This window comes from Lacibacter sp. H375 (assembly GCF_037892425.1).
GTDB lineage: Bacteria > Bacteroidota > Bacteroidia > Chitinophagales > Chitinophagaceae > Lacibacter.
Map to the genome: position 1 here is coordinate 887,106 of NZ_JBBKTT010000001.1, position 12,593 is coordinate 899,698.

At 36.3% G+C, this 12,593-nt stretch carries 11 protein-coding genes; 9 read left to right on the plus strand and 2 right to left on the minus strand.

All coding sequences use genetic code 11. From position 1 onward, the window contains the following. Positions 1–31 precede the first annotated feature (31 nt). The 8 genes from WG954_RS03835 to WG954_RS03870 all read left to right on the plus strand — a co-directional run bounded on the left by WG954_RS03835 (position 32) and on the right by WG954_RS03870 (position 8,808). A complete protein-coding gene (locus WG954_RS03835; protein ID WP_340433834.1) occupies positions 32–805 on the plus strand; it encodes a trypsin-like peptidase domain-containing protein in 774 nt (257 codons plus the stop codon). A 38-nt stretch (positions 806–843) separates the two neighbouring features. Continuing rightward, complete coding sequence (locus tag WG954_RS03840) at positions 844–2,181, plus strand: hypothetical protein (protein ID WP_340433836.1); 1,338 nt, start codon at positions 844–846, stop codon at positions 2,179–2,181. A gap of 86 nt (positions 2,182–2,267) precedes the next feature. After that, positions 2,268–3,179: a hypothetical protein gene (locus tag WG954_RS03845; RefSeq protein ID WP_340433837.1), complete on the plus strand. Its 912-nt coding sequence runs from the start codon at positions 2,268–2,270 to the stop codon at positions 3,177–3,179. 96 nt (positions 3,180–3,275) lie between these two features. Next, positions 3,276–6,662: a P-loop NTPase fold protein gene (locus WG954_RS03850; protein ID WP_340433839.1), complete on the plus strand. Its 3,387-nt coding sequence runs from the start codon at positions 3,276–3,278 to the stop codon at positions 6,660–6,662. A 155-nt stretch (positions 6,663–6,817) separates the two neighbouring features. Beyond that, complete coding sequence (locus tag WG954_RS03855; protein ID WP_340433841.1) at positions 6,818–7,672, plus strand: hypothetical protein; 855 nt, start codon at positions 6,818–6,820, stop codon at positions 7,670–7,672. A 70-nt stretch (positions 7,673–7,742) separates the two neighbouring features. Next, positions 7,743–7,931, plus strand: coding sequence for a hypothetical protein (locus WG954_RS03860; protein WP_340433843.1), 189 nt, complete (start codon positions 7,743–7,745; stop codon positions 7,929–7,931). A gap of 57 nt (positions 7,932–7,988) precedes the next feature. Beyond that, positions 7,989–8,552: a GIY-YIG nuclease family protein gene (locus WG954_RS03865; RefSeq protein WP_340433845.1), complete on the plus strand. Its 564-nt coding sequence runs from the start codon at positions 7,989–7,991 to the stop codon at positions 8,550–8,552. 16 nt (positions 8,553–8,568) lie between these two features. Further along, positions 8,569–8,808 (plus strand): hypothetical protein, encoded by a 240-nt coding sequence (locus WG954_RS03870; protein ID WP_340433846.1) that lies wholly within the window; start codon positions 8,569–8,571, stop codon positions 8,806–8,808. Between the two features lie 159 nt (positions 8,809–8,967). On the opposite strand, the gene WG954_RS03875 is transcribed toward WG954_RS03870, so the two are convergent. Further along, entirely contained in the window at positions 8,968–9,348 is a 381-nt protein-coding gene (locus WG954_RS03875) for a PH domain-containing protein (protein WP_340433847.1), read from the minus strand. 18 nt (positions 9,349–9,366) lie between these two features. After that, positions 9,367–10,437 carry a hypothetical protein gene (locus tag WG954_RS03880; protein WP_340433849.1) on the minus strand — a complete coding sequence of 357 codons (1,071 nt, stop codon included), beginning with the start codon at positions 10,435–10,437 and terminating at the stop codon, positions 9,367–9,369. 166 nt (positions 10,438–10,603) lie between these two features. On the opposite strand from WG954_RS03880, the gene WG954_RS03885 reads away from it, so the two are divergent. Further along, positions 10,604–12,592, plus strand: coding sequence for a tetratricopeptide repeat protein (locus WG954_RS03885; protein WP_340433850.1), 1,989 nt, complete (start codon positions 10,604–10,606; stop codon positions 12,590–12,592). The last annotated feature ends 1 nt before the right edge of the window (position 12,593 follow it).

A 12,593-nucleotide genomic window follows, 5' to 3' on the forward strand; every position in this document is an offset into this window, starting at 1 on the left:
TTTATCAAATTCAACTATAAATGCACTTCAGATGTTTCATGAGCCTTCAATTCATTTCCTCTATTCTTCTTATAAAATTCAGGTAGAGCATACTGATGGATATAAAGTAAAGACTGGTACTGCAACAGCGTTCTTACTTGAGATCGGCAAAAATTTTCCTTGGATTATTACCAACAGGCATGTTGTTGATCTTGACTACAACCAACCAACTGCACAATATAAAGACTTTAAACTATCCAAATTTCAAATAACTGGACGTAAGCCAGATGATAGTGAATATACATATCAACTGTACGAAAAAGCAGATATATATTATCATGATGACTATGAAAATGATGTTGCAATTATTAAGGCACATGTAGACTTAGTAGAAGGCCAATCATTTCATTGGCATTTTGGGATGGAGCACCTTGCGGACGAAGAGATATTTAAACAAATTCAGCCTTTTGATCTTATCTGTTATTCTGGATTTCCTGATAGTCACGACAAACTGGCGAACAGACCAATTTTAAGAAGCGGTCACATTGCAAGTGATCCTAAATTTCATTATTCTTGGAATAAAAAATTTCAAGGACAATGCGTAGCATATGAGGGATTTTCTTCTCCCGGTGCCTCGGGGAGCCCGGTTTTTGCCCCGCCACGAGGGTTGAGAAATATTCCAAATTCACGGCATGGATATTTAATTGGAGTAAACGCTGGTCATATTCCTGAAAATTATGGACATAGTGGGATCTCATATTTTTACAAATCAACTGTAATAAAAGAAATTATCGAAAAACATAGACTGAAGGATTTTTCATTTTAACATGCAGTTAAATCACTCACTAATATTTTAGAATATAAATGAAGTTTGAATATAAATATTTAGGAAATCGGCAACCATACAGCAATATTGAACCGGTGGAGTTGGATGATTGTTTCCGAATACTACGTGAAACTTTTGGTGATGCATGGCTTGATGAGCGCAACAATAATGTTTTACAAAAACTTTGGACAAGAAGAGACAGCCTAGCTACACGTGAGCTGTTTAGCCTTGGCTTTTCAATTCGTGCTTTATCAAAATTTTCCGATTTTATAAAGGAAAAGGTAGAATTGATCAAAACAAACGATCCAAAAAACTGGAATGGCGCACTGTTTGAAATATTTGCCTTAAGTTTTTTTTTACGACATAATACTGTGCCAGCTAAAAGAAACCAAGCTGGTTATGACGGCGTCATTAATTTAAATACCGATAAGAAAATTAGACTTTCAATTAAAAACTATTCAATTTCCAAACACCATGAGATTTTTCTAAAAGAGTCGGAGCTTATAAATAGCCTAACTCAAAAAAATATACAAGATTATAATTGTTCTCCAATCGAGGTTATTATTAATAAAAAAAACGGCTATCCCTCTTCAGGAGATTGGCAACTGCTAAAAGACAACTATCATGGTATATTTATAGAGTACAATAAAAGAGGGAAAAACTTCATGCAGGCTGATATTGGTGATTGGGGTGTCATTGTTCAAGGTTTGCGGCAAACAGGCAAGCCTTATTCGAATCAAAAAAAATCTTATACACTCATCTTGTCTGCACCCTTCCATACTAATGAAGAAAAGAATATATTTGATAAATTGGAAGAAGCTTGCGCCAATTTAGTTAAACATGGTGGGGCTGAAACTGGCGACGAAAAAAACATGGTAATAATTCATCTGCCTAAAATTGCCAGCAGGCAAAATTGCGAAAAATGGATTAAAAATTATTTTGAATTGTTCCCTGCAAAACCGATCTCTGCAGTCATCTTATATCAACCACTTGTTCTTAGTATAAAAGAGGGCAAAGGGACATATATCTCAAATGGAATATCAATAATTTCCCGTGAAAGTTTTGAAAAAGACTTCGAATCTCTAATTCCTTTGGATATTGTTTTTCCAATGGGAACTCCTGAAACAGAATTTCCAAGTCATAAAATATTTGTTCAAGAAACGTTGGCTACCGCTTTTGAAATTAGTTTGACAAATTTCTATGTATTTCAACAAGGTCACCATTATCATGACGCTCAAAAGGTTGGAGCATCTATGGAAGGTTCGCTTAATAAAGTTGCATCAGGAATTTTCACACATAGCATTTTTGAAATAGATGGGCAGCATGTGGAGTTTTCTGGACATTTCGAACCTTTGGATCAACTAGATATAATGTGAGCGGAGCCGAACAGTATTTGTATGCATTAGAAGGTTGCATATGCTGGTGATCGCAAAGCCAATTCTATACTACTATAGGTTACAAAATGAAGGAATTAAATTTTGAATATGATTTACAGGAGGAGTTAAAAAGGCTTTCTTCTTCCATTGGATTTAAAGTTGCAAATTATAAGCCACTGGACAAAATGCTTTTGGACTACTTAACGGTGAGAACTAAAATTATTGAGCCCTTAAATAGAACTGTCTTAATAAATCCTCGCTTTAAACTTGAAATACTTACTCATCCCAAAAAGAAAGAAATTGAGTTTGTTATCAATGCCGCAGCAGAAGGTAGAAATTTGAACGTCTTCCAAAACAAACGACTTTTGGAATCAAACTTTCACGATCACTTACAAAATGAGTGGAATATTTTTCACTTTCACCTATCATTAAAGAAAGAAAAGAAATCGAAATTTGTAAAGCAGGTAAATTCATTGCTATTTGCCTATATTAATAAAGAGCATATCGTTTTTTTAGGCTCAGATACGCATAATGACGATGTTTTTGGCAACCCAAAATGGATTGAGGTTTTACATGATTTCTTTCCAGATATCATTAAAGAATATAGAAACGATGAGATAGTTTCAGTTTATCCTAAAGTTAATTCAAAGGAGCGTCAAACCTTGTGGAACAAAGGGTATACGTTGGGTATGACTGAGATTAGGGGAGTAGTATACCATAGTCCCGGAGTTGGAAGGGCTACAAGCGGCCACAGTCTGATGAATTCCAGGACAGCAGACGAAATCTTGCGGTGGATTTATAAACTAAAGGAGCAGGTTCTTGACTCACACCATTTGCTTTGTAAATATCTTCAGATAGATGAGCATTTGGCAAAATTTAAGATAAGGTTTGGAGAAGAAACTTTGGAGCTGTACGAAAGAACAACCGAAGAAACACTTGTAGTTTTTCCAGATATTTTGCAAGAAAAGACAGAATTAGAGAAAAGGATAATCCCTTAGGATCACGACAAATTTTGTAGTTTCGTTTAACCTGCACAGTTATGCAAAATTAAATAGACATAACTTCATATTTCAACCCTTAATCTCCAAGTAATAGTGTCAAAATCAGTTACATACCCAAGATTTATCAGCAATCTACCCTGCGGCGACGATTTATTCGAAAGTAAGTCACAGGAGAGAACGGCCAAGCAAATTGCAGAGCATATTACAGCCGGTGATAAGGATTATCAATTGATAGGCCTTGATGGTGAATGGGGATCAGGTAAATCGAATGCGATTAGTATTGTAAGAAAGCAATTAGAAAAAAAACATCACCTATTTATATACGACACATGGGCACATCAGGAGGATCTTCAGAGACGGTCTTTTCTTGAAGAACTTACAGACGACCTACAAAAAAATCATATTGTTGATCAGGTAGAGTGGCGAACCCGACTGAATGACTTGCTAGCCAAGAAGAAAGTCACGATTACAAAAACAATCCCAAGATTAAGTTATGCAATTATAGCTTCTCTTCTCGTTGCAATATTGACGCCGTTAACAAAGGTGATTTCAGACGAAGTGCCTGATGATAAGCCTATTTACAAATTTCTTATTGCTGCAGCACCTCTGATGATTGCAATTGGCGTATGGATTATAGCAGCCCTCCGGGATAAGCAACTTTGGAACATTACGCAGCTGTTTAGTATATATGAAAAACAGGATCTGCAAAAGATCACCGATGAAACAATTTCAGAAAATGAACCTTCTGTTCGGGAATTTCGAAACTGGATGCATCAACTTGACCAGGCTTCTAACAAGAAAATTGTTATTGTATTCGATAACATGGATCGTCTGCCATCTGAAAAGATAAAAATAATATGGGCGCTGCTTCACACATTCTTTTCGGCAGGATACTATTCAAATATTTGGGTGATTGTGCCGTTTGATCGATCACATGTAAGACAAGCATTTGAAAAAGACGGAGGAGACAACAATTTTGAAAAAACGAATCATTTTATTAATAAAACGTTTTCGGTAATATTTACTATATCTCCGGCTGTACTAACCGATTGGAAAAAGTTTTTTGAAATAAAGTTCAAAGATGCATTTGGAGAGGAAGAGAAAGCAGAATTTATCATCGCAAGGAAAATATTTGATTTGCATCACGCTTCAATTACCCCACGAAAAATAATTGCCTTTCTAAATGATATTGTATCTCAAAAAATGATCTGGCGGGAGCAAATTAAGTTACGTTATATTGCTACATTTGTTTTGAACAGGCAGGAGATTGCTGCCTCGCCTTTATTTGAAATTTTCAACAAAAAGTTTCTTGGAAAAGCAAAGGGCCTTTTTGCAGGTGATGACACTGTTTCTAACAATATTGCGGCTTTGCTTTATAACATCCCTTTAGAAAAAGCGGCTCAGGTTGCCCTACAACGTGAAATAGAAATTACGATTAGGGAACGAAGAATAGATGATCTTAAAAAAATGGCTGACTCCCCAGATTTTATCAGCATTTTAGAACAGCTTGAGGTTGAAGATATTGATATTGAAGCGACAACAATATGTTTGAATGAGATACAAAAAGCGCTACCAACTACAAATGAAGATTCATTCCAAGTAATATGGGATCGCATAATAGGTTCACAACTAGCTACACAAATTCAGGCGGTTGAATTTACTGAAATCCATAAAATACTTATTCAGCAATCACGGCCGGAACAGCGCAAATACTTTGTTGCGTATCTGCTAAAGGGATTCTCTGGGGCTTCAGAATTTGCAGGTTCAAGATATTTTTCGGCGCTGTCGGGCATAGAGGAATTCCTGAAAGTAAATAATTTTAATATCGATTATTTATTGCTGGTAAAACCAAAACAACTATCGCCGGAGCAATTTCTTGACTATCTTGATAAAGCTGGCAGCAACTATAAGAAATATAAAGCTAGTTCCGCTAGCGCTTCCGTTGAAGAATATCTTCTTAATAAAACACCAGGAGACCTTGCCAACGCTTCTGTTATTCAGCATCTAAAAGACGAATTTCAGTTCACTGAACTTAAACATAAAATTGAAAGTACTATAAACAACAAGCAAGTGACTTTGCAAAATGTTTATTCATTGTTTGCGACTTACAGTGCGGTTTCACCTGAGTTGCTTCTAAGTGCAAAATTGCAAGATCAACAGATATACGATTTGTTGGCTGAGGCAGAGGAGGATTCAAATGAATACAACGAGCTTGCTACTATGAGGATTGCACGTGCGAATAAATTTGCGAATAACGGTCCGGCGATGAATACACTGCTTTCCGTGGTTGATGATGACTATATTTCAGCCATTTACTCCCGGATTCAATGTTATGCAGATTACGGCGGTCTTTTGGTATCTGTTTGTAACTGGCAAAAGCCGGCTTTACAAGCAGTGCTGAAGAAAATGATACTCAGTAGCAATGGGCAGTCCTTGAGAATATTAGAAATACTTTCGAGGTTTAGTCAAATCGCTGTCGCTGTAGGGGTTAGCAAAGAGGACTTGTTGAAGGACTTGAATCGTTGGGTGGATAGCTTAAGAGATCAACTAACAATTGACTATTTAAAATCAGCGATACCGGATGAGGAGTTTTACAAAGATGCACTCTCCATTGAATGCGAGTTGTCAGACCTAGTCTTAAAAATTGCCGTTAAATATGTCGAACAGGAGTCCGAAGATCATTGGAACGAGGCATTTAAAGGAAATGACCCTTATTTGCTCAATGTCTTAAACATTCTGCTACCTTCTGATAAGATTGTAGAATTTCCCCAAAGTTTATTTGCCGCATATAAAACTGCTCTTAAAGCAATAGCCGATGGTGATGATGATTATGATATTTCCAATGTCCCACATGGTTTGTGGGACATGCTGTTCGTTAAGTGTGACAAATCTCATTTACAGGCAACTGTTAAAGACATCAGAGACATTTTTTTAAGAGATTCGAAAATATTGGAAACGCAATTTCTATTTTTTGAACCCATGTTGAGGGAACTTGGAGGACTGCAGGAATGGAGTGGTGAGGTTGTAAGGAAGATTTTAACTTCTTGCTATTCTTCAACCGAATGCCTTGAAATATTGGTTGCTAACAAAGATTATTATTCTTCCTTGATAGATAAAGCCGGCGATGATGCCCTTGAATTTATCGACATTATACGTGGTAATCTTGAAAAAAATACAGGAAACACTTTGCTGAAAGAGTTCAGTACAAAAATTGACGAGGAACTAGCAGAGAATATTACTATATCCTATGTTGATTATTTTTCACCTGATAGGAAATCAAGCGGTTCTGACAAAATCCCAAATTTGATAAAACGAAAAATTGAAAAGGGCCGTATGCTTCATTTCCTTGTTGATAACAATATGGTAGATGGAGATGACCCACATGTAGGTGAGTTAAAAAGGCTTCATATAAAATACATATATAAAGGTGAGAAAAAGGAAAAAATAGTGACAGAAGGAAATTGGATGAGTTTACCGTAGGTCAAACCAATTTATTCACTTCTTCTTATTTTGACAGAAGTTCTAATTAAATAACCCCAAAGATAAAAATTTGAGGAAAGGCAACTGATAAAAGCTACAAATGAAATAGCGCTACTTATAACAACTATTAGCTTACTAGAACACACACGTAATCCATGCTAAAGAAAATAATCGACTACTTGGTGCAAGACTTGGAAGTGCAACCCAATGTGGCAGTTACAATTATTTTATCACTTCTGACATTTTGTTTGGGTTTTATCATAACATGGACTGCAGCAGGAGTTTCTAAATGGATCAAGAGGAGAAATTACAAAAGAAGCCTTAGAGTGGTTATTCATAACTTTCTGGAATCCTGTAGGAAACAGTATTTACTTTTAGAGCCATTGACGAAACAAAAGGGATTTTTAGAAGGGGAGAATTACAATGTCTTTGTCAAGTCAAACTTTGGCCAACATTATCTATCGTCTATAGATATTAAAACTTTTATTGATAATTTTTCATCTTTTTTTAGCAAAAGGAGGCCACAAGAGATTGCTGATTTTTTTGAAATTGTAGAGACTGTGAGGGCAGTGAAGGATACTTCTAAAGAACAAATAACTATTTACCAATCAAGCTATGATGAAAACCTCAAAAAATACAACGAAAACCTTAACGAGTTAAGAAAGCTAAATGATGAATTTGCACTGGAATATTCTGGTAAGAATGTAAATCCACACTTGGTAAGCTATATTTCCAATTTTGCAAGCACTTTTATTAAATGGATTGAAGGCGGTGGCAATAAAAGTGTTCAAGCTACCAATTTTGAAATTGTAACACCTTTAATCGAAATTGCTAAATCTTTTCCTCACGGCCCTCATTCTCGAAAAATAATAGATCATTGTGTTCAATGTAGGGCTGCATTTGAAAACATTTACAATGTTGACGAGTATATGAAAGATGAGATCGGCAACCTGCGGAAAATTCATAAGAATTCTTACGATAGAGGTATCGCACTTGTAAAAAAATGGTAATGCACGAAATAAGAGTATCTAATAATTTTTTTGCATTATTCTAAGAGGCTTGAATTTTAAAAGCTGTAGCATGAACGAAATGAAATTTCCAAAAGAAGAAATAGAACTGCTTTTTTACGAATGCTATTCTTCTGTAGAAGAAAAAACTATCCTTGAGTTGAATGAAAGAGAAGTAAATGGAAATATTTGTAATGTAGTAGTTGGCCTGGCAAAACATTGCTATTGTACATTTCTGCTTACTGATAGCAAAGACGTGTAGTTCCAGTTCCTATATATAAACGGCGGTAAAACAGAGCTTGAAGGTGATTGTTTAACAATGTCTTTATCTACCAAGCATCATGATTATGTGTTGTTTTATTTTTGCAATTTTCTTGCCCACAACTATGAGGAAGTAGATTCAATTGATTCATCTAACACTTTTCAAAGTCAGTTAAGGACAATGATGGAGAAAATTAATTTTATAACTGTTGATAATTTCACTTTTGACAAGCTTGAGAATCCGATCTTCTTTGCTCCACATAAACGAGGTGTAATAAAAATTAATTTGTTGGATCGATTACAGCTTTACCGAGATATATTTTATTCTTCGAAAAATGAAACAGAAACTGAATTTTCAGGCGATCATGTGTATTTAATGCTAAATAAACGAAACAATTATATTAAGATAGGAAAAAGCAAAACCCTTGGTTTTAGGGAAAAAACACTTCAGGCGGATGAACCCGAAGTTGTATTAGTTGTAACTTGGCATGCACCTGCAAAAGTGGAAAAGGAATTGCATCGAATGTTTTCTGATAAAAGGAAAAGGGGAGAATGGTTTAATTTGAAATTAAAGGAACTTAAGATTATCAAAGAGTATATGAAGCTTTATTTAACTAAATGATAGATCTTAACAGTCCATGACACTTTATCAATTTAACAGGCTCGATGAATTAGAGCAGCTGGAAGCCGTTTGGGAGCATGGTGCATTGGTGGCAGAACGTGAAGATGAGGTGAACCGTTACAAGCTTTACCAGATCGATTCATTTTATGTGGAAGTAGAATGGCACAAAGAGTATAATATGCGCAAGTCTTTTTATTCTTTTGCGAGTACCAATGCGGAGAAGATGAAGCCTTATTTGGAGAAGATTGATATTTAAAAAATTAAATACAGATAAGTAGCCACGAATTTCACGAATGGATACGAAAAGAAAGAATCGACTATGCATTCCCGTTAGTTATGTTGTTGAGTTGCGATAGATTGTAAGTCCCGGGGGGTCGGCTAAGGCCAGACCCCGGGTGAAGTATGACTTAATGTGTTATCCTAATACATGACTTGCCAGTAATTTTTGCACTTCATACACATCCACCGATTTATTGAATTTTTTACTGATGCTTGGGGTTGCTTCACTGGAGACCCAAATCTTTAATTCAGCATCAAGATCGAATGTGCCAGAAGTTTCGATACTGAATTTGGAAATGCTTTTATAGGTGAGCGATTTATACTCGACCTTACTCCCTGTGATGCCTTGCACATCGATAATAATAAAACGCTTGTTGGTAAAGATGAATGTGTCACGGATGAGTTTGAAGCCCAATTCAATCTGTTCGTTTTGAATGAGCAGTTTCCCGTACTGTTTTTGTAAATCATCATTACTGACTGAACCAGCGTTACCCATGAGTGCGGAAAGAAGACCCATTTTGTTTGATTTGTGTTTTTAGTTTTTTAAATATGCTACCTGGCTTTGATTTATTTTCATGTCGTCTACAATTCTTTTTGCTATTTGATTTTTTACAACCACAGCATTGACCTTTATATTTACCTGGATTGCATCCATTACATTGTCGTTGTATAAACCAAGGTATACTTTACCAACCAATGGGGCCGTCATTTTGGAAGCATCGTTTATTACATCGCCTTGTTTGTATTGATAATACGTTTGGTCTTTCATAAAGGCTAGTACGTTTTCCCAATTACTAATAAACCTATACTTTACGTTATCGCCACCCTGCGCTTTTTGGAATGCGTTGAAACCAAAAAGTGCCAGTGCACCCATAATACCATAGCCTGGAACCGAGGAGGCTTTATAAGCTGCTGTTTTTATAAATTCTGATTGACCTTTTTGGTAAGCTTCCTGACCTTCAATGCCTACTCCAATATAGTAACTCCATGAAACTGTTCCTTGCGGCAATGTAAAATCGACAACTGTTTTATTGGTATTTCCATTTAACGCCGAGGTTGATGAGACTTTTGCTATCTGATCAGTTATTGTTTCGATTGATGTATCGCTGCTTGCAATATAGAGTTCTTCTTTTGGCGTGATAATGGTGTCATAGACAGTTTTCCAATAAACAGAGGAATTAAACTTTGCTGTTTCCTGTGAGCCAGGTATCCGTTGAATATTAATTTTACATACCCTGCCTCCGATGGCTGAGTTGGAAAAGCGAAATTTATAAATACCTGTGTGATTTATTGTGATGGTTTTGTTTTGGATTTTTTTGGATTTATAGTCCATGAACTTGGAAGAACCAGGCATTTCAATGATTTCAACTTCTTTCAATTCCTTGCCATTCATTTCCTGGAAATTGAATACCAGTTGATCACCTTCTGCGAAGCCATAATAAAGGATTTGTTCACCAAAAGCACCTATTTTGATTGTATTATCTGCAACTTCGACCGGGGATTGAGCAAAAAGATTAAGAGAAGTAAGCAGAAATAACAGGTGTAACGCTGTGGTTTTTTTCATGATTTTGGATTTAGGGTACTTAAATAGGCTGTAATTATACAAACTGTTTTTTAAAAAATGAAATTTAAGGATAAGCGTATCATTTTCAATTACAGGTGCGTATTAAAACGCAGTATGTGTACTGATTAACCTTTTAAACTTCCGAATTTTATTAAACCGACTGATTCTCGCAAGAACATTAAATTTGCCTGATTCCAAATTGATTTACATGCAGATTTTACATAAGATAGATGATTTTTTAGGCGAGCTTTTTCCGGGGTTTAAGACTTCTAGAAATAATCTCGAGATTTTAAAGGATGAAGTTGCCCGATACTATACTTATGGAGCGTTTAAACCAACAGTTACTATAAATGGAGACCTGGTTATCGTTGATGTTGATACTTCCAGTATTCTAAACCAGGATGCTGACTACAGAGAGGTTGTTTCATTGTGTGATAAAGGTAAATTTAGTGATGCGATTCTTATTTTAACAAAGCTGATTGCGGCTAATCCTACCAATTCGGAATATCATCGCATTTACGGACAGATACTATCAGAGCAAGGAAATCAAGACGCAGCGATCAACTCATTAATTGATGCATTAAGGTGGGATCCGAAAAACGGCTATGCTTTGTTGATGATGGGGAATATCTATGGCCGTTATAAAGATGATGTAGCTACTGCTATGACGTTTTATAACAAGGTACTTGAACATAACCCAAGCGATTATATTGCGATGAACAATATCGGTGCTTTTTTACTGCAACTGCATAAATATGAAGAGGCAGCAGGTTATTTTGAAAAAGCGTTTGCCATAAATGATCAATACCCCAATACTACGTATGGGCTGGCTTATGCGTACCATGAAATTGGAAGTCCATTGATTGCTTTTGATTTTGCGATTAAGAGTTTGAAAAGCTGTAAGAGCAGCAGTGACCAGCTCTACCGTAACAGTTACAGCCTGGCAGCAACTATTGCAGAAGCCTATTGCGATTCAGAAAAGGGGAACCATATTTTTGAAGGCTATAAAACAGCGCTTGAGAAAAAAGCAGGATTACCTATACGTGCAGAAGCAGACCAAAGTATTGCTACAGCGGCAAAGATTGAATTTGCAGAAAACTATAACCGTGATTTCCACTTTATTAAATACAAACCCGGATATGAGGTCGTAGCTCATTTGATGATGCATGAGCTAGTGCACCTGGATTTTATGACTGATGCCCGTGCAGTTAATAATAATATGCTTTTTACTGCCGGCGGGGATATGCGTTTGCATTTTAAACGGGATTATGCAAAAGATATGCGAAGGTTGGCAGGTACAGGCATGAGTGAGGAAAGTATTGCCGGATTCATGGATGCTTTGTATAACGGTATTTGTAACCAGATTTTTAATGCGCCTACAGACCTGTTTATTGAAGATTATTTGTTTAGCAAATATGAAGCGTTACGGCCGTACCAGTTTTTATCGGTACACAGGTTAATAGAAGAAGGCAAGAATGCTGTGACTGATAAACGTGTGGTACAGTATAGCCCGGCGTTTATACTTTCTGCATCGAAAGTTTTAAATATGCTGAATGCGATACAGTTTAAAGATTTGTTTGGCGTAGACTTACTGAAAGCTTTTGACGCAACTTTAAAAGAGCAAAAACAAGCAGAGGCCTTATGGGAAGAGTATTTAGACTACAGGGCAGATAAAGAGCCCGGTGAAGAATATGAAATTATACAGCATTGGGGCGAAGACCTTGGATTAGAAAAGTATTTTCAATTAATAGACGAGCAGGATTTTCGTAAGCGACCGAAAGATGTTGACAGTTTTCTTGAATCGTTAGATAAAGACCCGTTAGGGCTTGAACAGGATACAAACCTGAAGGAACGGGAAATGAATAGATTTCAAGAGAACGAACAAAGCAAGGGCACCAACCCTGCTGTACTGATGTATATGGTTGATGCATTGGGTTATTTTGAAGGGATGGGTAAAGACAAGATCAAAGCGATTGCTTTTGATATAGCCATGCTGGGAACACAAGGTATTAACCCGGAGGAGGGGAATGTGTATAGTGTACCTTCAATTCAGGGCAAAGAATTTTCGGGTTATCATCTTTTAGCGTATTATTATGTTAGCTGGAAACTAGCTGTGCCAGAAATGTTGGGGCAATTAGGCTTGCCATTTGATGACGAGTATAAGCTGGCTGAGCAAATGTACCATGCAAAGAAATAGT